At 64.7% G+C, this 19,354-nt stretch carries 19 protein-coding genes; 13 read left to right on the top strand and 6 right to left on the bottom strand.

The genetic code is table 11. From position 1 onward, the window contains the following. Position 1 precedes the first annotated feature (1 nt). Positions 2-1,090, bottom strand: a complete 1,089-nt coding sequence (locus AB4Y63_RS14450) for a YihY/virulence factor BrkB family protein (protein ID WP_441791762.1) — start codon at positions 1,088-1,090, stop codon at positions 2-4. A 555-nt stretch (positions 1,091-1,645) separates the two neighbouring features. On the opposite strand from AB4Y63_RS14450, the gene AB4Y63_RS14455 reads away from it, so the two are divergent. Further along, complete coding sequence (locus AB4Y63_RS14455) at positions 1,646-1,840, top strand: hypothetical protein (protein WP_441791763.1); 195 nt, start codon at positions 1,646-1,648, stop codon at positions 1,838-1,840. An 87-nt stretch (positions 1,841-1,927) separates the two neighbouring features. On the opposite strand, the gene AB4Y63_RS14460 is transcribed toward AB4Y63_RS14455, so the two are convergent. Genes AB4Y63_RS14460 through sdhC form a run of 4 tightly spaced genes read right to left on the bottom strand, consistent with a single transcriptional unit; the run spans position 1,928 to position 5,417 of the window. Beyond that, positions 1,928-2,686, bottom strand: coding sequence for a succinate dehydrogenase iron-sulfur subunit (locus tag AB4Y63_RS14460; RefSeq protein WP_441791764.1), 759 nt, complete (start codon positions 2,684-2,686; stop codon positions 1,928-1,930). A 2-nt stretch (positions 2,687-2,688) separates the two neighbouring features. After that, positions 2,689-4,506 carry a succinate dehydrogenase flavoprotein subunit gene (gene sdhA / locus AB4Y63_RS14465; protein ID WP_441791765.1) on the bottom strand — a complete coding sequence of 606 codons (1,818 nt, stop codon included), beginning with the start codon at positions 4,504-4,506 and terminating at the stop codon, positions 2,689-2,691. 18 nt (positions 4,507-4,524) lie between these two features. Continuing rightward, positions 4,525-4,986 carry a succinate dehydrogenase hydrophobic membrane anchor subunit gene (locus AB4Y63_RS14470; protein ID WP_441791766.1) on the bottom strand — a complete coding sequence of 154 codons (462 nt, stop codon included), beginning with the start codon at positions 4,984-4,986 and terminating at the stop codon, positions 4,525-4,527. Between the two features lie 14 nt (positions 4,987-5,000). Next, on the bottom strand, positions 5,001-5,417 hold the full coding sequence (sdhC, locus tag AB4Y63_RS14475) for a succinate dehydrogenase, cytochrome b556 subunit (RefSeq protein WP_441791767.1): 417 nt from the start codon (positions 5,415-5,417) through the stop codon (positions 5,001-5,003). Between the two features lie 216 nt (positions 5,418-5,633). Between sdhC and AB4Y63_RS14480 the strand changes: the two genes are divergently transcribed. The 7 genes from AB4Y63_RS14480 to AB4Y63_RS14510 all read left to right on the top strand — a co-directional run bounded on the left by AB4Y63_RS14480 (position 5,634) and on the right by AB4Y63_RS14510 (position 14,026). Then, complete coding sequence (locus tag AB4Y63_RS14480; RefSeq protein WP_441791768.1) at positions 5,634-6,755, top strand: mannose-1-phosphate guanylyltransferase; 1,122 nt, start codon at positions 5,634-5,636, stop codon at positions 6,753-6,755. Between the two features lie 181 nt (positions 6,756-6,936). Continuing rightward, positions 6,937-8,022: a BMP family lipoprotein gene (locus tag AB4Y63_RS14485; RefSeq protein WP_441791769.1), complete on the top strand. Its 1,086-nt coding sequence runs from the start codon at positions 6,937-6,939 to the stop codon at positions 8,020-8,022. Between the two features lie 158 nt (positions 8,023-8,180). Further along, positions 8,181-9,701, top strand: a complete 1,521-nt coding sequence (locus tag AB4Y63_RS14490; protein ID WP_441791770.1) for an ABC transporter ATP-binding protein — start codon at positions 8,181-8,183, stop codon at positions 9,699-9,701. Then, positions 9,698-10,993: an ABC transporter permease gene (locus AB4Y63_RS14495; protein WP_441791771.1), complete on the top strand. Its 1,296-nt coding sequence runs from the start codon at positions 9,698-9,700 to the stop codon at positions 10,991-10,993. The genes AB4Y63_RS14490 and AB4Y63_RS14495 overlap by 4 nt, the downstream gene beginning before the upstream one ends. After that, positions 10,993-12,279, top strand: coding sequence for an ABC transporter permease subunit (locus AB4Y63_RS14500; protein WP_441791772.1), 1,287 nt, complete (start codon positions 10,993-10,995; stop codon positions 12,277-12,279). The genes AB4Y63_RS14495 and AB4Y63_RS14500 overlap by 1 nt, the downstream gene beginning before the upstream one ends. Next, positions 12,276-12,710 carry a cytidine deaminase gene (locus tag AB4Y63_RS14505; RefSeq protein ID WP_441791773.1) on the top strand — a complete coding sequence of 145 codons (435 nt, stop codon included), beginning with the start codon at positions 12,276-12,278 and terminating at the stop codon, positions 12,708-12,710. Before AB4Y63_RS14500 ends, AB4Y63_RS14505 begins: the two co-directional genes overlap by 4 nt. After that, positions 12,707-14,026, top strand: a complete 1,320-nt coding sequence (locus tag AB4Y63_RS14510; RefSeq protein WP_441791774.1) for a thymidine phosphorylase — start codon at positions 12,707-12,709, stop codon at positions 14,024-14,026. The genes AB4Y63_RS14505 and AB4Y63_RS14510 overlap by 4 nt, the downstream gene beginning before the upstream one ends. A gap of 214 nt (positions 14,027-14,240) precedes the next feature. Here AB4Y63_RS14510 and uriH read toward each other — a convergent pair whose 3' ends face one another. Continuing rightward, the gene (gene uriH / locus AB4Y63_RS14515; RefSeq protein WP_441791775.1) at positions 14,241-15,185 is read right to left on the bottom strand and encodes a uridine-preferring nucleoside hydrolase UriH; all 945 of its coding nucleotides are present in this window, start codon (positions 15,183-15,185) and stop codon (positions 14,241-14,243) included. Between the two features lie 49 nt (positions 15,186-15,234). Between uriH and AB4Y63_RS14520 the strand changes: the two genes are divergently transcribed. The 5 genes from AB4Y63_RS14520 to AB4Y63_RS14540 all read left to right on the top strand — a co-directional run bounded on the left by AB4Y63_RS14520 (position 15,235) and on the right by AB4Y63_RS14540 (position 19,338). Further along, positions 15,235-16,440: an adenosylhomocysteinase gene (locus tag AB4Y63_RS14520; protein ID WP_441791776.1), complete on the top strand. Its 1,206-nt coding sequence runs from the start codon at positions 15,235-15,237 to the stop codon at positions 16,438-16,440. Further along, entirely contained in the window at positions 16,440-17,243 is an 804-nt protein-coding gene (locus tag AB4Y63_RS14525) for an IclR family transcriptional regulator (RefSeq protein ID WP_441791777.1), read from the top strand. The genes AB4Y63_RS14520 and AB4Y63_RS14525 overlap by 1 nt, the downstream gene beginning before the upstream one ends. A gap of 113 nt (positions 17,244-17,356) precedes the next feature. After that, positions 17,357-18,478: an adenosine deaminase gene (locus AB4Y63_RS14530; RefSeq protein ID WP_441791778.1), complete on the top strand. Its 1,122-nt coding sequence runs from the start codon at positions 17,357-17,359 to the stop codon at positions 18,476-18,478. Positions 18,479-18,562: 84 nt separating this feature from the next. Then, positions 18,563-19,069, top strand: a complete 507-nt coding sequence (locus tag AB4Y63_RS14535) for a PTS sugar transporter subunit IIA (RefSeq protein ID WP_441791779.1) — start codon at positions 18,563-18,565, stop codon at positions 19,067-19,069. Next, positions 19,066-19,338, top strand: coding sequence for a PTS sugar transporter subunit IIB (locus tag AB4Y63_RS14540; protein WP_441791780.1), 273 nt, complete (start codon positions 19,066-19,068; stop codon positions 19,336-19,338). Before AB4Y63_RS14535 ends, AB4Y63_RS14540 begins: the two co-directional genes overlap by 4 nt. Positions 19,339-19,354: the final 16 nt, after the last annotated feature.

Consider the following 19,354-nt stretch of genomic DNA (forward strand, 5'->3'; position numbering starts at 1 on the left):
TCTATTGCGTGGGCCGTTGCCGCGAACTGGTGCGGGCAACCCGCTGCTCTGCGGCGTGCAGGCGCCGGTCGCTCGACCAGACGCGGTACCAGGGTGCCCGATCCCGGGCTTCCCGCGCGTGTCGAAGTTCCACCTCTGCCGCGATCCGCAGCGCTTCCTCCTCGCGCTGTTGCTTCTCTTTGGCCAGGTCGGCCGCGCTGTGTTGCTGCGGGGTCAATCCTGCGTCGCTCATTCCGACGGCAATCCAGGATGCGGCGAGCAAGATGACGGTGCTCACCAGATTGAACCAGATGAGCAGACCGACGATCACCGCGAAGGCGGCGAGCAGCGGGTTGGCCCCGGCCCCACCGAGCAGGGCGCTGCCCAGAATTTTGATCACGCCGAGCGCGCCGGCGCCGAGCAGCGAGCCGGCGATCAGCCGGCCGAACGGGATGTACAGCTCGGAGAGCACCCGGAAGAGCAGGGCGAGGGTGAGGGTGTCAAGGATGAGCACGATGGTCAGCCCGACTCCGCGCGCTGCTGCATTGAACCAGAAGGAATCCTGGGGGATGCCCAGCAGCCCGAAAAGGGAGCTGAGGGCGGCGGTGCTTGCGAGGGAGATGACTGCGGAGAGCACCAGGAGAATCCCGAAGAAGAGACCCAGGCCGAGCTCGCGCAGCTTGATCCAGAGAAAGAACGTCGTCAAATGCGGCATCCGAAAGATGGTGCGCACCGCCCGAGCGGTTGTCGACATCCAGCCGAGAACGGTGAAGAGCAATCCAACGAGGGCGATGGCGCCGGTCCAGGAGAGAACGGTGGCGCTGTCGAGCGTGGAGGGCTGAATGACCCCATCCGGGCCGATCAGATTGGGGATCGACTGGTTGATCAGTGCATAGAGCTCGTTCAAGAGTTCAGGATGGTCGCCGAGCCACAGGCCGGCGATCGAGAAGCCGACCCAAATCGCCGCGAAAACGGCGAACAGCGACTGGTAGGACATGCCGCCCGCCAGGATTCCGCCGCCGCTGACCCCGAAATGCGTGAAGACGCGCACCGGGCGCAGCCCATTCACCCAGGCAATGACCTTGTTCACCCAGTCAATGATCGCTTTCACAGGATCAGCCTAGCCAGCGAGCACTCGACGGACACGACGGTCAGTACTGAAGCGTCAACCGCCGGGTGACAGAGGGCTTGGCCGGCACACGTTGTCGGGCGCCTGGGCGCCAATCGCACGCCCCGGCACGTCCCGACTCAGAGCGACACGCCCCCAATCCGGGGCACAAATAGTAACTGAGGCTCTCTCACCTCTTGCATCGTGCGTTCTGACCCTGCAAGGATTCACGTGCTGACCCGAACCGAGCCGGCTATCCATAACCCGAATGTGGATGGTTTGAACATGATTTCATCGACGCTGCGGCGATCCCGCGTTTCAGGAGTTCACGCTCCGACGCGGGCGATCCCCAGCTTTGTCGCGTCGATAGCTTTTCTTGCCCTGCTCGGTTGGGGTCAGCACACAGCCTCCTCGGCAGCGGCATTCTCCGGTGCGCCCGCAGCCTCCTCCGAGTTCTGCGCGCCCGCGGACACTTCGATGCCCCCCTTCGTGTTGCCGGCGGGTTTCTTCGCCGGCTGCGCGCCCCATAGCCAGTCGGCGTCATTGCAACCCGAGGCGATGACGCCGACTGCTCATCTCACGCCTCCGGCGCGGTCGGCCGAGGTTCACACAGCGAGCAGCGCCCCGGAGCCGCACCTGGCCGGGAGCGGAGTCTCGGTTCTGTGGTTGGTTCCGTTGGGGGTGGGGATCGTCGTGTTAGGCGCCCTCTTCGTCGTGATCATGTATCGCCACCGACACGATGACGTCGACTAAGGCCGCAAGCTGAGCACTAAAAACGCATCCGCCCACGAAATCGTGAGCGGATGCGTTGGATGTAGGACGTGCGAGCTGCGGGAGCGGTTACGCCTTGCCGCGCAGAATCGCCTGCTTGACCTCGGCGATGGCCTGTGTCACCTGGATGCCACGCGGGCATGCCTCTGAACAGTTGAAGGTGGTGCGGCAACGCCACACGCCCTCTTTGTCGTTCAGGATGTCGAGGCGCACAGCGGCGTTCTCATCGCGCGAGTCGAAGATGAAGCGGTGGGCGTTCACGATGGCGGCCGGGCCGAAGTACTGGCCGTCGGTCCAGAACACCGGGCAGCTCGACGTGCACGCCGCGCACAGGATGCACTTGGTGGTGTCGTCAAACCGCTCGCGCTGGGCGACGGTCTGGAGACGCTCCTTGCCATCCTTCGCCTTCGAGGTGGAGACGAGGAACGGCTGCACCTCCTTGAACGACTCGAAGAAGGGCTCCATGTCGACGATCAAGTCCTTCTCCAGCGGCAGGCCCTTGATGGCCTCCACGTAGACGGGCTTGGTGATGTCGAGATCCTTGATCAGGGTCTTGCAGGCGAGGCGGTTGCGGCCGTTGATGCGCATCGCATCCGAACCGCAGACACCGTGCGCGCAGGAGCGACGGAAGCTGAGCGAACCGTCCTGCTCCCACTTGATCTTGTGCAGTGCGTCGAGGATGCGGTCGGTCGGGTACATCTCGACGTCGAAGTCCTGCCAGTGCGGCTCGTCGTCAACCTCGGGGTTGAAGCGGCGCACGATCAGGGTGACGGTGAATGACTCGATGACCTCAGGGGCGACCGGGGTGTCGATGGTGGCAGTGCTCATCGTTAGTACTTCCTCTCCATCGGCTGGTAGCGCGTGATGACGACCGGCTTCCAGTCCAGCGCAATGTGATCGGCGGCATCCGCGGAGTGCGGGTCTCCGGTCAGGTAGGCCATCGTGTGCTTCATGTAGTTGGCGTCGTCGCGGTCGGGATAGTCGTCGCGCATGTGGCCGCCGCGGCTTTCCTTGCGGTTGCGGGCGGAGAAGACGACAACCTCGGCCAGGTCGAGCAGGAAGCCGAGTTCGACGGCTTCGAGCAGGTCGGTGTTGAAGCGGCGACCCTTGTCCTGCACGCCGATGTTCTTGTAACGCTCGCGCAGCAGGTGAATGGTCTGGGTGACTTCGCTGAGCGACTCGTCGGTGCGGAACACCTGAGCCTTCTGGTCCATCATCTCCTGCAGTTCCTTGCGGATCACTGCGATGCGCTCGGTGCCGGTCGAGGTGCGGATGCCTTCGAGCAGACCGCGCACGAAGCCGGCCGGGTCTTCGGGCAGCGGAACGAACTCGGCGGTCTTGACGTACTCGACGGCGTTGTTGCCGGCGCGCTTACCGAACACGTTGATGTCGAGCAGCGAGTTGGTGCCGAGACGGTTCGAGCCGTGCACCGAGACGCAGGCGCATTCGCCGGCGGCGTAGAGGCCCGGAACGACGGTCGTGTTGTCGCGCAGCACTTCGGCCTTGACGTTGGTGGGGATGCCGCCCATGGCGTAGTGAGCGGTCGGCATGACCGGGACCATCTCGGTGACCGGGTCGACGCCCAGGTAGGTGCGGGCGAACTCGGTGATGTCGGGGAGCTTGGTTTCGAGAACCTCGGCGCCCAGGTGGGTGCAGTCGAGGTAGACGTAGTCCTTGTGCGGACCGGCGCCGCGGCCCTCCGCGACCTCCTTGACCATGCACCGGGCGACGATGTCACGCGGGGCGAGGTCCTTGATGGTCGGGGCGTAGCGCTCCATGAAGCGCTCACCCGAGGCGTTACGCAGGATGGCGCCCTCACCGCGAGCACCCTCGGTCAAGAGGATGCCGAGTCCGGCCAGGCCGGTCGGGTGGAACTGGAAGAACTCCATGTCTTCCAGCGGCAGGCCCTTGCGCCAGATGATGCCGACGCCGTCACCGGTGAGGGTGTGCGCGTTCGAGGTGGTCTTGAAGATCTTGCCGAAACCGCCGGTCGCGAAGATCATCGCCTTCGCCTGGAAGACGTGCAGCTCGCCGCTCGACAGGTCGTAGGCGACAACACCCGACGGCTGGTCGACGCCGTCGACGTTGGTCATGATCAGGTCGAGCACGTAGAACTCGTTGAAGAAGTTGATACCGCGCTTGACGCAGTTCTGGTACAGCGTCTGCAGGATCATGTGGCCGGTGCGGTCGGCGGCGTAGCAGGCGCGGCGAACCGGGCTCTTGCCGTGGTCACGGGTGTGACCGCCGAAGCGACGCTGGTCGATCTTGCCTTCCGGCGTGCGGTTGAAGGGCAGGCCCATGTTCTCGAGGTCGATGACCGCGTCGATGGCTTCCTTCGCCAGGATCTCGGCGGCATCCTGGTCGACCAGGTAGTCGCCACCCTTGACGGTGTCGAAGGTGTGCCACTCCCAGTTGTCCTCTTCGACGTTGGCCAGAGCCGCCGCCATGCCGCCCTGCGCCGCACCGGTGTGCGAGCGGGTCGGGTAGAGCTTGGAGATGACAGCGGTGGATGCGTTGGGGCCGGCTTCGATGGCGGCACGCATGCCTGCCCCTCCGGCTCCAACGATCACAATGTCGAACTTGTGGTAGTGCACGCCGTCGATAACGGTGGACTCCGAGGGCGCTGTCACAGTGGCATCCGTAGTCATGATGGGTTTTTGCAGCTCCTAGCTGGCCGGGCAGAACGAGGGGAGAAGGTCGGCGGGCGCGCCGGCCGGGCAGGGGTCGAAGGTGAAGACAACAAGGGTGCCCATCACGATCAGCACAACGACGGCGGCGAGAATCGCTGCCTTGAAGATGCCGCGGGTGAGACGGGAAGCCGCGTAATCGTTGACGATCGTGCGCATTCCGTTGCCACCGTGGATGAGTGCGAGCCAGAGCATCAGCACATCCCAGACCTGCCAGAACGGGCTCGACCACTTGCCGCCGACGAAAGCGAAGTCGAGGGCGTGCACGCCCTTGCCGAGCATGAGGTTGACGAAGAGGTGACCGAAGATCAGCACGACCAGCAGAATGCCGGAGACGCGCATGTAGATCCAGCCCCACTTCTCCCAGTTGACGCCGCGCTTGGTGCTGGCGCGGGCCTCACGGGAGTACGGGCTGCGGGGGGTTTCAATGGTGGTTGACATCTCTGTTCCCCCTCCTAGTGGCTGAAGACGTTGATCAGGTGGCGGGGGACGAATGCCAGCATCGTGACGACCCAGAGCGCGATGACCACGTAGAACATGATCTTCGAGTACTTGGCATTCCAGAAGTCGATCAGGATGATGCGCAGTCCATTGAACGCGTGGAACACGATCGCACCGACCAGGGCGACTTCGCCGAGACCCATGATCGGGGTCTGGTACGTGCTGATCACCGCGTTGTACGCCTCAGGACTCACGCGCACCAGCGCGGTGTCGAGAATGTGAACCAGCAGGAAGAAGAAGATCGCGACGCCGGTGATGCGGTGAAGAACCCACGACCACATTCCTTCACGGCCCCGATAGAGGGTGCCGGCTGGGCGACGCGATGTTGTCTTTTGCTGAGATGTCAGGGTTCCTGCCGTCTGCTGTGGCATGAACAACCCTCCCTGGCTGAATGGTGTGACCCCGCGATTGGGGGCCCTGCAGCTCTCTGAGCGCGTGGAGCCAGTCTAGTTCCCGGCGCGATGCATTTTCCGGTTAGGGGAACCTAAGAAACGATGGCGCCGGGTGAGCGACGTCTGCCGCGCCCCGGCCAACCCCTCCGGGGTGGGCTCCCCGGATGGTCATTGTGCGGCGGCTAGGCTGGCTGAATGTCTCACCCCACTGATGCACTGACTCGTTTCTATGGCGTGATTCCCGCCGGCGGGATCGGATCCCGGCTGTGGCCGCTGTCTCGGGCCGATGCCCCCAAGTTTCTTCACGACCTGACCGGTTCGGGGCAGACACTTCTGCGCGACACCTGGGACCGCCTGGTGCCGCTTGCGGGCGACCAGCGCATCATGGTCGTCACCGGCCGGGCGCACCGCGCGGCGGTGGAGGCGCAGCTGCCGGAACTGGCCGATCACAATGTCGTACTCGAGAGCGAGCCGCGCGAGTCGTCGGCAGCGATCGGCTTGGCCGCGGCAATCCTGCAGAAGCGCGAACCCGGAGTCATCATCGGGGCGTTTGCCGCCGACCACGTCATCAAGAACGCCGCAGTGTTCCGTCAGGGCGTTCGCGAGGCGATTGCCGCAGCGGATGCCGGTTACATCGTGACGCTCGGCATCCAGCCCTCTGAGCCGTCGATCGGGTTCGGCTACATCAAGTCGGCCGAGCCGCTCGACATCGCGGGGGCCCCGACGGCACGTTCCGTCGCATCCTTCGTTGAGAAACCCGACCTGGCGACCGCCAAGCAGTACGTAGCGAGCGGCGACTACCTGTGGAATGCCGGCATGTTCATTGCCAGGGCCGACCGGATCCTCGAAGAGATCGGCACGAACGAGCCAGAGCTCCTCGCCGGTCTGCTCACGCTCGCCGACGCCTGGGACACCCCGGAGCGCGGCGCTGTCGTCGACCGCATCTGGCCGAACCTCAAGAAGATCGCCATCGACTACTCGGTCGCCGAACCCGCTGCAGCTGCCGGGCGGCTCGCCGTGATTCCCGGCCAGTTCGACTGGGACGACGTCGGCGACTTCGCCTCGATCGCCAAGATTCACTCCGGTGGGCGCAAACGCGACCTGGCGATCCTCGGCGAGGGCGCACGCGTGCTGTCCGACTCTTCGAGCGGCATCGTCGTCAGTCACACCAAGCGAGTGATCGCCCTGATCGGTGTCGAAGACATTGTCGTGGTCGACACCCCTGACGCGTTGCTCGTGACGACAAGTGCGAACGCCCAGAAGGTGAAGGCCGTCGTCGACGCGCTGAAGCTCTCCGGGTCGAGCGACGTGCTCTAAAAGCACTTTCTTCCACGGCGTGCGCTCTCCGCGCTGACCGGGGCTTTGTTGCGGGAATGTATCAATGATGTAACCGTTATCAGCCTGGGACACTTTGCTCGTTTGAGCAGCGAAATGTTCGGTAGCCTGTAGCAACACAGCCCCCGGCCCAGTGCGGGGCCGCACTTTTTGGAGGTCCGTCTTGAAAATCACAACCCGAAAGACCGTGTTCGGCGGTCTCGCCGCCTTGGGCGTCGCTGCCCTCCTCGCTGGTTGCGCCCAGGCGCCCAGCGACAACGGCACGTCGTCCGGCGCTCCTGTCGCCAGCGATTTCCTTCCGTGTATGGTGTCTGACTCCGGTGGATTCGACGACAAGTCGTTCAACCAGCTCGGCCTCGCCGGCCTCACCGACGCAGCGAAGAAGCTCGGCGTCAAGGAGATCCACGTTGAGTCGACCTCCGACACGGACTACGCACCGAACATCAACAGCCTGATCGACCAGGGCTGCAACCTGATCGTGACTGTCGGGTTCAACCTCGCCGCAGCGACGAAAGACGCCGCCACCGCGAACCCCGACATCAACTTCGCGATCATCGACGACAACTCGATCACGCTGCCGAACGTCAAGCCGATCGTGTTCGACACCGCTCAGGCCGCCTTCTTGGGTGGCTACGCGGCAGCGAGCTACAGCAAGACCGGAATCGTCGGAACCTTCGGTGGTCTGCCGATCCCGCCCGTCACCATCTTCATGGACGGCTTCGCCGACGGTGTTGCGTACTACAACGAGCAGAAGGGCAAGGACGTCAAGGTTCTCGGCTGGGACGTTGCCGCTCAGAACGGCACCTTCACCGGTGGCTTCGCTGCCGGCACCGAGGCCAAGCAGGCCGCACAGGGTCTGATCGACCAGAACGCCGATGTCATTCTTCCCGTCGGTGGACCGATCTTCCTGAGCGCGGCAGAGGCCATCCGTGACGCCGGTAAGCCGATCGCCCTGATGGGTGTCGACGCCGACGCGTTCGAGACGAACCCGGAGAACGCCGACCTCTTCCTGACCTCGATCATGAAGGGCATGCAGCCCGGCGTTGAGGCGGCCACCACCGCCGCAGCAGAGGGTAAGTTCGACAACTCGCCGTTCGTCGGCACGCTGAAGAACGAAGGCGTCGCCCTGGCTCCGTTCCACGACTTCGAGTCGAAGGTCGACCCGGCACTGCAGGGCGAGCTGGACACGATCAAGGCGGGAATCATCGACGGCTCGATCAAGGTCGAGTCGCCTTCGTCACCGAAGTAACAATTCGCATCAGGCATCGGGGAGGCCAGCTCAGTTTGCTGGCCTCCCCGTGACCGTTAACCGTTTGACCCGAACTGCCCTGAAACACTCTGAACTGTGCTGAACTGTTCCCCTGGACAACGCGATGCTGCGCTTGTCGGAAGGTAGATTAACTGACCATGAAGCTTGAACTTCGCGGCATCACGAAGCGATTCGGTTCGCTCGTTGCCAATGACCACATTGACCTGACCGTCGAGCCCGGTGAGATCCACTGTCTGCTCGGTGAAAACGGCGCCGGCAAGTCCACCCTGATGAATGTGCTCTACGGCCTGTACCAGGCCGAAGAGGGCGAGATCCTGCTGGACGACACCGTGCAGCATTTCCAAGGACCCGGCGACGCCATGGCGGCTGGAATCGGCATGGTGCACCAGCACTTCATGCTCATCCCGGTCTTCACCGTTGCGGAGAACGTGATGCTCGGGCATGAGGAGACCACGTTCGGTGGCCGCCTCAACATGGCCGCAACCCGCAAACGGGTGCGCGAACTCTCCGATCAGTTCGGCTTCGACCTCGATCCCGACGCCCTGATCGAAGACCTTCCGGTCGGGGTACAGCAACGAGTCGAGATCATCAAAGCCTTGTCGCACAACGCCAAGGTCTTGGTCTTCGACGAGCCGACGGCTGTGCTGACTCCGCAAGAGACCGACGAGCTCATGCTCATCATGAAGCAGCTCAAGGCCGCCGGCACCGCGATCGTGTTCATCACCCACAAGCTCCGCGAGGTGCGCGAAGTCGCCGACCGCATCACGGTCATCCGACTTGGCAAGGTCGTCGGTGAGGCATCGCCGACCGCGTCGAACGAAGAACTCGCCTCACTGATGGTGGGTCGCGCCGTCGACTTGGTCATCGACAAGAGCCCGGCACATCCGGGCGCGCCGTCGCTGGTCGTCACTGATCTCTCGGTCATCGACATCCACGGCCAGATCGTGGTGAACAAGGTGAACTTCGACGTCAAGGCCGGGGAGATTCTCGCGATCGCCGGTGTGCAAGGAAACGGGCAGACCGAGCTCACTGAGGCGATCATGGGTCTGCAAGACCGGGTCACCGGCGACATCTCGCTGAACGGCAAGAGCCTGACCAAACTCAGCGTCAACAAGGTGCTGGAATCCGGGATCGGCTTTGTTCCGGAAGACCGCAACGAAGACGGCTTGGTCGGCGAATTCTCGATCGCCGAGAACCTCATGCTCGATCGCTCGAACGGTGCCCCGTTCGTGAAGGCGGGCAACTTGCAGTTGCGCTACCTGAATGAGTTCGCGCAGAAGAAGCTGGGCGAGTTCGACATCCGGGCGCAGGGCATCACAACCGCCGTCAGCAAGCTGTCGGGCGGTAACCAGCAGAAGGTCGTGCTGGCGCGCGAACTGAGCCGCGACCTGCAGCTCTTCGTGGCCGCCCAGCCCACCCGCGGGCTCGACGTCGGATCGATTGAGTTCGTGCACAGTCAGATCGTCGCCGCTCGGGATGCCGGAGTGCCCGTCATCGTGGTGTCGACCGAACTCGATGAAGTGACGGCATTGGCCGACCGGATCGCCGTGATGTACCGCGGTGGAATCGTCGGAATCGTGCCAGGCGATACCTCCAGAGACACCCTTGGATTGATGATGGCGGGCGAAACCCCACCCGCAGCAGGAGCAGCAGCATGAGCGACGCACAGATCCCCGCCGGCACGCCGGCCACCACTCCGAAAGTGACCCAGAGCCCGCTCACGGCATCGACGCCGACCGGTGTCGAACCGCCGTCCCGCGGACGCGTGGCGATGAACGAGATCCTCGGCGGCTCGATCATGATCTCGTTCCTCTCGATCGTGCTCGCCATGATCGTCGGCGCGCTGCTCATCGCGATCACCGACCCGGAAGTGCAGTCGACCGCCGGGTACTTCTTCTCCCGTCCCGGTGATCTCCTCAGCGCGGTGTGGCAGTCGGTCTCCGGCGCCTATTCGTCGCTGTTCCAGGGGTCGATCTACAACTTCCGCCGCCCCGGCTTCGCCGACGGCATCAAGCCATTGACCCAGACGCTGACCTTCGCGACGCCGCTGATCATTGCCGGCCTCGGTATCGGTCTCGGTTTCCGGGCCGGCATGTTCAACATCGGTGGTCGCGGCCAGATGCTGATCGCCATCGGAATCGCCGGCTGGATCGGCTTCTCGTTCGACCTGCCGTACGGCATCCACATGATCGTCGCCATCGTCGGCGGCATGATCGGTGGTGCGCTCTGGGGCGGGATCGTCGGTCTGCTGAAGGCGAGAACCGGAGCGCACGAGGTCATCACGACCATCATGCTCAACTACATCGCCTTCTATCTGATCTCCTACCTGCTGCGCACCCCCGGTGCATTGCAGGCACCCGGATCGAACAACCCGAAGTCGCCGGCCATGAAAGACACGGCGATCTTTCCGAAGATTCTCGGCGATCAGTACGCACTGAACCTGGGCTTCATCTTTGCGATCATCGCCACGATCATTGTCTGGTGGATCCTCGCGCGCTCGAGCCTTGGTTACAAGTTCCGGGCGGTCGGTGAGAACCCGAGTGCAGCCCGGGTCGCCGGTATCAACGTCAAGAGCATCTTCGTGTGGGTCATGATCATCTCCGGCGCCCTCGTCGGTCTGGCCGGCGTTTCACAGATCCTCGGCACGGTGACCACCGGCTTCAGCTCGGGGATCGACGCCGGAATCGGATTCGACGCCATCACCGTCGCCCTGCTCGGCCGTTCGCGGCCGTGGGGCATCTTCTGGGCCGGCATCCTGTTCGGTGCGTTGAAGGCCGGTGGCTTCTCGATGCAGGCCGCTGAAGGCATCCCGATCGACATAGTCCTTGTCGTTCAGTCGATGATCGTTCTGTTCATCGCTGCGCCGCCACTGGTTCGTGCGGTCTTCCGCCTTCCGACGCCCGGCGTCTATAAAAAGATCGCGCCGAAGATGAAGGTTGAGGGTATCTGATGACTGTTGTCGACCACTCCACATCGCATGGCGATGCCAAGATCGTGCTTGAGAAGGCCGTCATCAAGAGCTGGAAGACGCCGATCACGTTCGGCGTCGTCACCGTGCTCTCTTTCCTCGTGTTCGTCGTCTTCTCGCGGCCCGGTGTCAGCCAGTTCCGGCTGACGGCCGAAGCCAACCTGATCCAGCTCCCCGTCATCGACCTGCCGACGACAGCCACCTGCATCGTCATCACCATCCTGATGGCCGTCCTCACGGTGTGGGCTTTCTTCATCGCACGCAGCGGGCGCAAGGTCTCACTCTGGATCGTGGCGCTGTTCGGGTTCCTCTTCCTGGTCGCATTCCTGACCTGGGCAGGGGCCGGCTCGTCGATCCCGGTCTACGGGCTGCTGCTCGGAACCGTCGCTCTCAGCGCACCACTGATCTTCGGTGCGATGGGCGGCGTGATCTCCGAGCGGTCCGGTGTCGTCAATATCGCGATCGAGGGCCAGATGCTCGCCGGAGCGTTTGTCTCGGCGATGATCGCGTCGATCACCCGGTCGCCGTTCCTCGGTCTGATCGGTGCCATGGTGGCCGGCATGCTGGTCTCCTTCGTGCTTGCGGCATTCGCCATCAAATACCTCGTCGACCAGATCATCGTCGGCGTGGTGCTGAACGTTCTGGTGACCGGCCTGACCAGCTTCTTCTACTCGACGGTGCTGACGGCGAACCCTCAGTTGCTCAACTCGCCGCCGCGTTTTGACCGGCTGCCGATCCCGGTTCTCAGCGAGATCCCGATCATTGGGCCGCTGCTCTTCCAGCAGACCATCATCATCTACATCATGTACGTCACGGTCGCGGCAATCTGGTACGGCCTCTACCGCACCCGCTGGGGACTGCGCGTGCGCGCCGTTGGTGAGCACCCTCAGGCCGCTGACACCGTCGGCATCAAGGTCGGGGTCACCCGATTCTGGAACGTCTCGCTCGCCGGTGCCGTTGCCGGTCTCGGTGGCGCCTACTTCACCCTCGGCTCGGTCGGTGCATTCAACAAGGAAATGACGGCTGGCGCCGGATTCATCGCCCTCGCCGCCGTGATCTTCGGTCAGTGGGACCCGATCAAGGCAACGCTTGCGGCGCTCCTGTTCGGATTCGCGACGAACCTGCAGAACGTGCTCGGCATCATCGGTTCGCCGGTGCCGAGCGAGTTCATGCTCATGCTGCCGTACATCGTGACGATTCTCGCTGTCGCCGGATTCGTCGGGAAGTCGAGGGCTCCGGCCGCCGACGGAAAGCCGTACATCAAATGACCGAGTCAACGAACGCGGCGGCCGAACAGGTCGATTGGGAGGCGCTGCAGAGTGCAGCGCTCGAGGCGATGGGCAAGGCCTACGTTCCGTACTCCCACTTCCCGGTGGGCGTCGCCGCGTTCGTCGACGACGGTCGCCTGATCACCGGATGCAACGTTGAGAATGCGTCCTACGGACTCACTCTCTGCGCCGAGTGCGCACTGGTGTCGATGCTGCACCTGACCGGCGGCGGGCGCCTCGTTGCGTTCGCCTGCGTCGACGGGCACGGCAACGCATTGATGCCGTGCGGGCGTTGCCGCCAGCTGCTCTACGAACACTCGGCTCCGGGCATGCTGCTGCAGACGGTGTCGGGAGTGAAGACCATCGACGAGGTGCTTCCCGACGCGTTCGGCCCCCGCCAACTTCTCGAGTACGCCGGGGAGACCCCATGAGCAGCGGAGCCGACGCAGGTCACCGCATCGAGGCATTCGATGCCGTCGATCTCATCCACACCAAGCGTGATCGGGGTGAATTGAGCACGGCCCAGATCAACTGGCTGGTCGACGCGTTCACGCGCGGCTACGTCGGCGACGAGCAGATGGCTGCCATGACCATGGCCATCTTCTTGAACGGGATGAGCCGCACCGAGATTCGCGATCTGACGATGGCGATGATCGCCAGCGGCGAACGGATGAGTTTCACCGGGCTCGGCAAACCGACGACCGACAAGCACTCAACCGGTGGAGTCGGCGACAAGATCACTCTTCCGCTGATGCCCCTGGTGGCTGTGTTCGGGGCCGCGGTCCCGCAGCTCTCCGGCCGGGGACTCGGCCACACCGGTGGCACGCTCGACAAGCTCGAGTCGATCCCCGGCTGGCGGGCAAATCTCAGCAACGACGAGATGTTCGCGCAGTTGCGTGACCACGGCGGCGTGGTCTGCGCGGCCGGCAGCGGGTTGGCCCCGGCCGACGGCAAGCTCTATTCGTTGCGTGACATCACCGGAACCGTCGAGGCGATCCCGCTGATCGCATCCTCGATCATGTCGAAGAAGATCGCTGAAGGTACCAGTGCGCTGGTGCTCGACGTGAAATTCGGCTCCGGCGCCTTCTTGAAAGACATTGAGAAGTCCAGAGAGCTCGCGCGCACGATGGTGGAGCTCGGTCGGGATGCCGGGGTCGCGACCACGGCACTGCTCACCAACATGAACGTTCCGCTCGGACTCGCAATCGGCAACGCCAACGAGGTTCGCGAATCGGTGGAGGTGCTCGCCGGAGGCGGGCCTGCCGACGTCGTCGAACTCACCATCGCACTGGCCACCGAGATGCTCGCTGTGGTCGGAATCGTCGATGTCGACGTTGCTGCGGCGTTGAAGGACGGCCGCGCAATGGACAAGTGGCGCGACGTGATCCGGGCGCAGGGCGGAGATCCGGATGCGGCGCTGCCCGTCGCGAAGGAAACCCACACGGTGTTCGCGGATCGCGATGGCGTGCTCGTCGAACAGCAGGCGCTGCCCTTCGGGATCGGTGCTTGGCGGCTCGGCGCCGGTCGTGCGCGCAAGCAGGATCCGGTGCAGCACGCTGCGGGAATCGACCTGCACGCGAAACCGGGCGACACGGTCGCGGCCGGTATGCCATTGTTCACACTCAGCGCCGACGAACCCGAGCGATTCGCCCGGGCGCTCGAAGCCGTCGAGGGTGCCTGGCGGATCGGCGACCCCGGTGAACCCGTCCTCACCGGTGGTCCGCTGATCGCGGAGCGAATTTCCTAACTGCACAATCGATGACGGGCTCGGCTACTTCTGTGGCCGGGCCCGTCTGTTGTAGTTCGAGATCCGCTGTTTCTCGAGATCCACTGTTGCTCGAGATCCAATGTTGCTCGAGATCCACTTCCGCCGCCGAGTTTGAGCGTTCCGGTCGAGTTCCCCTGGTCTACCGGGGAAACTCGACCGCAGGTGTCAAACTCGGCGGACGCGAGGGCGCCCGCTACTCCGGGTCGCCGATGCGTTCCAAGGCATCGACGATGAGTGACCAGAACTTGTCGTGATCGAGATCGATCGCCACTTGGGTGGTGCAGTCGGCGGGCGCGGGGGAGCGGAAGTCGGCGACGGTCATGCCGAGCGTCAGGGTTCCGGTGAGTTCCACGTCGAGCGGGGCCTTGCGCACGGTCATCACACTCGGGTCGATCACGTACGCCACGGCGCACGGGTCGTGCACGGGGGGCGAATCGAAGCCCTGGGCATCCTTGTAGGTCTCACCGAAGAACTCCAGAAGCTCGCCGACAAACTTGGCCGGCCCGGTGCCGACCGCGGCGATGCGCTCGGCGACATCGGGGGTGGCCAAGGCCTGGTGGGTGAGGTCGAGGCCGATCATCGTCAACGGCCACTTCTCATTGAAAACGATGTGGGCCGCTTCCGGGTCGATCACGATGTTGAACTCGGCAGTCGCCGACCAGTTGCCCACGTTGAAGCCGCCGCCCATCAAAACGACCTCTTTGACGCGCTCGACGATGCGTGGCTCCTTGCGGGCAGCCATCGCGATGTTCGTCAAGCCGCCGGTGGGCACCAGGGTGATCTCGCCCGGCTCGTGCGCCATGATCGTCTCGATGATCAGGTCGACGGCGTGACGGCCATCCAGTTCGATGGTCGGTTCGGGCAGCACCGGGCCGTCGAGGCCGCTCTCGCCATGGATCGACGGCGCGGTCTCGATCTGACGCACCAGCGGACGATGGCAGCCGGCGGCAAAGGGAACGCCGGTGATCCCGGCCACGCGTGCGACGGAGAGCGCGTTTCTGGTGACCTTCTCCAGGGTCTGATTGCCGACCACTGTCGTCACCGCGACGAGTTCGATGTCGGGATTGCCATGCGCGAGCAGCAATGCAATCGCGTCGTCGTGGCCGGGGTCGCAGTCGAGAATAATCTTTGTCACCATGGCTCCCAACATATATGAAAGTCACGTTCATGTGTGTAACAATTTCTGCATGAGAGACAACACACCGACGGATGCCGCGCAGGCCGATGTCCTCGCAACCGGCCGCGCACGTATCGAATGGATTCGTTCGCGGATGCCCCTCCTTGCGCAGGCACGCCGCGACTTCGAGGCGACGCGACCGTTCGAGGGCCGCCGCATCGGCATGTCCCTGCACCTCGAGCCCAAGACGGCGGTGCTGCTCGAGGCCTTGCAGGCCGGCGGCGCCGAGGTGGTGGCGACGGGAAACCACGGCTCCACCCAAGACGACATCGTCGCCGTGCTGCGCGACGGCGGGATGACGGTGTTCGGAGCCCGCGCCGACACTCTCGGCGAGCACCACCGCAACGTTCAGGCCGTGCTCGACGCCGAACCCGACATCCTGCTCGACAACGGCGGCGACCTCGCCGCAGGTCTCGTGGCGGCCGGTCGCACCGCATCCGTCACCGGTGGAACCGAGGAGACAACGTCGGGCGGCCTGCGCCTGCGCGGCGAAATGGCCGGCGCCATCCCGTTCCCGGTCATCGTGATCAACGACAGCCTGCTCAAGGCGATCGGCGAGAACCGGCACGCGGTCGGTCAATCTGTCGTCGAGAGTTTCATGCGCATCACCAACCTGATGGTGCCCGGTCGGCACTTCGTCGTCGCCGGCTACGGCTGGTGCGGGCGGGGAATCGCCCAGTACCTGCGGGCGCTCGGCGGGCAGGTTGCTGTCGTCGAGGTGGATGTGATGAAGGCGTTCGAGGCGGCGCTCGACGGCTACCGGGTCGGATCGATGCGCGATCTCGCCGGCTGGGCGGATGTCGTGATCACCGCGACAGGTCAGCCGGGCGTCATCGCCGACGACACCTTCGATCTCTTCCGGGACGGCGTGGTCCTGGCGAACAGCGGCCACTTCGCGGGCGAGATCGACGTGCCGGCGCTCCTCGCCGGTGCCGAATCGGTCACCCAGGTCGCGGAGGCCATCCAGCGCATCGACCGGGCCAACGGTCGTCACCTCGTGCTCCTGGCCGAGGGACGCATGGTCAACCTGGCCGGTCCAGCACCGAAGGGCAACTCGCTCGAGTCGATGGACCTCGGCTTCCTGCTGCAGGTGCTCTCGCTGGAGCGCGTGGTGACTGCGCCGGAGACGCTGCAGCCCGGCGCGCAGCCGGTGCCGGTCGATATCGAGCGCACGATTGCGACGCGGTTCCTCGCGGCGCTCGACGCAAAGCGCTGATGTCGGCGACAACGCCGGCGGGCGCGCCCACCACGCCGGCCGCGAGCTACGCGGTTCCTGCGCTCGACAAGGCCCTCGACATTCTGGAACTGTTGGCCGCGCGCTCCGACGGCCTCACCCAGGCGCAGATCGCGGAGGAGGTGGGGCGCAGCGTCGGCGAGATCTTCCGGGTACTGCAAGCGCTGGAGCGGCGCGGGTTCATTCTGCGCGACCGGCCGTCGGGCCTCTACCTGCTGTCGACGCGCATGTTCGAGCTGGCGCAGCTGCACCCGCCGCTGCGCGGATTCGTGCAGCGCGCCCTCGGCCCGATGCAGCGACTTGCCAGCGATGTCGTGCAGTCGTGCAACCTCTCGGTCCTCGACGGAGCGGTCGTGCGCGTCGTCGCACAGGCTGAGAGCCCGGGCGACTTCGGATTTCGGGTGCGCGTCGGGGCAGCATTCGAGATCGCAGCCACGACAAGTGGCGCGGTGCTGCTGGCGTTCGCGCCCGACGACATCCGCGAGTACACGCTGGCCGAGCTGCGCACGCGCGGGCTCGACGACGCCGGTGCCGATGCCCTGGAAACGCGGATGCGCGTGGCCGAGCGGCAGGGATTCCTCGAGGAAGCCGACGCGCAGCAGGCCGGCATTCTCGACCTGGTCTATCCGGTGCTCGGGCGTGACGGCCACGCGATCGGGGCGCTCACGGTGCCGTGCGTCACCACGAGCTACAGCGAGCATGACGCGCAGACGGTGAGTCGTCTGCTCGCCGAGACCGCTGTCGCGCTCTCGGCGCTGATGCGGGGAGATCTGTCGGACGTCTAGCGCCGGCTCATGCACTCTGCGACCTCTCGTCGCGACACCTCGCGCACCTGGACAACCCCGTCGCTTCCCGAAACAGAGAGACTCCGAGGGCCCTGCGCCGGTAGATTAGACGAGTGAACACGACCCCAGAGGAATACCTGCTGCCCGGTGGCGCCATCAGCATCAATTCGCTGCCGAAGATCGCACTGCACGACCACCTCGACGGTGGTTTGCGCCCCTCGACCATCATCGATCTCGCCGATTCGATCGGCTTCGAACTGCCGACGACGGATGCCGCATCCCTCGGCACCTGGTTCGCCGACCAGGCCAACTCCGGTTCGCTCGTCGAGTACCTCAAGACGTTTGACGTGACCACGGCCGTCATGCAAACCCACGAGGGTCTCGCCCGGGTGGCCCGCGACTTCGTTGAAGATCTCGCCGCCGACGGCGTCATCTACGGCGAAATCCGCTGGGCACCCGAACAGCACCTCCGCCGCGGCCTCAGCCTCGACCAGGTCGTCGAGGCGGTGCAGGAAGGCATCGAAGCGGGCATCGAGAGTGTCGCCCGCAACGGTTCGCGCATCAAGATCGGTCAGCTCGTCATTGCGATGCGCCACGCCGACCGCGGCCTCGACATCGCCGAACTTGCCGTGCGGCACCGGGGCAACGGTGTGGTCGGCTTTGACATCGCCGGAGCCGAACTTGGCTTCCCGGCCGGCAACCAGCGGGCCGCTTTCGACTATCTGGCCCAGGAGTTCCTGCCGGTCACCGTGCACGCCGGCGAGGCCGACGGACTCGACAGCATCCGGGGCGCCCTTTTCGACGGTCGTGCCCTGCGCCTCGGTCACGGCGTGCGCCTCGCCGAAGACGTGACGATCCAGCGCCAAGACGACGAGAGCACCTTCGTCACCCTCGGCCCGATCGCCCAGTGGGTGCGCGATCGCGAGATCACGCTCGAGCTGAGCCCCTCGTCCAACCTGCATTCCGGAGCGATCGCCGCCTGGGGTGACGACCTGATCGACCACCCGTTCGACCTGCTCTACCAGCTCGGATTCCGGGTCACGGTCAACACCGACAACCGGTTGATGAGCAACACCACCCTGACCAAGGAGTTGGCCCTGCTCAGCGACGCGTTCAGCTACGACATCGACGACCTCGAGGTGTTCCAGCTCAACGCGGCGGCGGCGGCCTTCCTGCCGCTCGATGACCGCGAAGAGCTGACGGATGCGGTCATCGCCGGCTTCGCCAACGCCTGACCCACTCCACCGCGTCCCTCCTCTCGAACCACACGAACACCCACCGACTCGCCACCTCGCGTCACCACAACAACGAAAGCTCCTATGCCAATGCCGTCCCTGCCGCTTCCCGCAATCGCGATCGGCGTGCATGCCACCGACTGGCGTGCCGCGATCACCGCGGCGGGGGACGCGCTGGCGCTCTCCGGCGCAACGACGCCTGCCTACACCGACCGCATGATCGGGGTCATCGACGAGTTCGGAGCCTACATCGTCATCGCCCCGGGTCTCGCGTTGGCGCACGCCCGGCCGGGCCCGGATGTGCTGCGCGAGGGTCTGTGCGTCGTGACCCTCGACGAGCCCGTTGTGTTCGGGCATCCGCACAACGACCCGGTCAGCGTGATCGTCGGCCTCAGCGTGACCAGTCCCGACGAGCACGTGCAGTTCGTCGCCGAACTGGCCAACATCTTCAACGACCCGGCGGTTATCCCGGCGATTGCCGCGGCGACCACCGACGAGGAGATTCGGCAGCTGCTCGGCGTGACCGGCGAGACGCAGGGCGAAGCGCAGGTCGAAGCGCACGGCGAAGCGCAGGGCGAGGACCAAGCATGAAAATCGTCGCGCTCTGCGGGGCCGGCGTCGGCACATCGGCGATTCTCAAGGTGAACGCCGAGCGCGTGCTCGAACGCCTCGATATCGAGGCCGACGTCACCGCCACCGACATCTCACATGTGCAGGATGTCGCCTCCGACGCGCAGGTCATCCTCACTTCGTCGGAACTCGTCGGCGCGATCGGCAAGACGAACGCCGACGTCGTGGTGATCAACAACTACTTCGACCTGGAAGAGCTCACCGCGAAACTGGAAATCGCGCTGGGCTGAGTTCGCGTTCGTTTCC

This window comes from Leifsonia sp. YAF41, from assembly GCF_052113185.1.
Lineage (GTDB): Bacteria > Actinomycetota > Actinomycetes > Actinomycetales > Microbacteriaceae > Cryobacterium.

Bases quoted from the DNA above. Each gene is read 5' to 3' on its own strand.
- AB4Y63_RS14505 (WP_441791773.1), top strand. From the start codon at position 12,276: ATGACCGAGTCAACGAACGCGGCGGCCGAACAGGTCGATTGGGAGGCG.
- AB4Y63_RS14540 (WP_441791780.1), top strand. From the start codon at position 19,066: ATGAAAATCGTCGCGCTCTGCGGGGCCGGCGTCGGCACATCGGCGATT.
- AB4Y63_RS14480 (WP_441791768.1), top strand. From the start codon at position 5,634: ATGTCTCACCCCACTGATGCACTGACTCGTTTCTATGGCGTGATTCCC.
- AB4Y63_RS14510 (WP_441791774.1), top strand. From the start codon at position 12,707: ATGAGCAGCGGAGCCGACGCAGGTCACCGCATCGAGGCATTCGATGCC.
- AB4Y63_RS14455 (WP_441791763.1), top strand. From the start codon at position 1,646: ATGACGCCGACTGCTCATCTCACGCCTCCGGCGCGGTCGGCCGAGGTT.
- sdhC (WP_441791767.1), bottom strand. From the start codon at position 5,417: ATGCCACAGCAGACGGCAGGAACCCTGACATCTCAGCAAAAGACAACA.
- AB4Y63_RS14490 (WP_441791770.1), top strand. From the start codon at position 8,181: ATGAAGCTTGAACTTCGCGGCATCACGAAGCGATTCGGTTCGCTCGTT.
- AB4Y63_RS14525 (WP_441791777.1), top strand. From the start codon at position 16,440: ATGTCGGCGACAACGCCGGCGGGCGCGCCCACCACGCCGGCCGCGAGC.
- AB4Y63_RS14470 (WP_441791766.1), bottom strand. From the start codon at position 4,986: ATGTCAACCACCATTGAAACCCCCCGCAGCCCGTACTCCCGTGAGGCC.
- AB4Y63_RS14520 (WP_441791776.1), top strand. From the start codon at position 15,235: ATGAGAGACAACACACCGACGGATGCCGCGCAGGCCGATGTCCTCGCA.
- AB4Y63_RS14495 (WP_441791771.1), top strand. From the start codon at position 9,698: ATGAGCGACGCACAGATCCCCGCCGGCACGCCGGCCACCACTCCGAAA.
- uriH (WP_441791775.1), bottom strand. From the start codon at position 15,185: ATGGTGACAAAGATTATTCTCGACTGCGACCCCGGCCACGACGACGCG.
- AB4Y63_RS14535 (WP_441791779.1), top strand. From the start codon at position 18,563: ATGCCAATGCCGTCCCTGCCGCTTCCCGCAATCGCGATCGGCGTGCAT.
- sdhA (WP_441791765.1), bottom strand. From the start codon at position 4,506: ATGACTACGGATGCCACTGTGACAGCGCCCTCGGAGTCCACCGTTATC.
- AB4Y63_RS14460 (WP_441791764.1), bottom strand. From the start codon at position 2,686: ATGAGCACTGCCACCATCGACACCCCGGTCGCCCCTGAGGTCATCGAG.
- AB4Y63_RS14500 (WP_441791772.1), top strand. From the start codon at position 10,993: ATGACTGTTGTCGACCACTCCACATCGCATGGCGATGCCAAGATCGTG.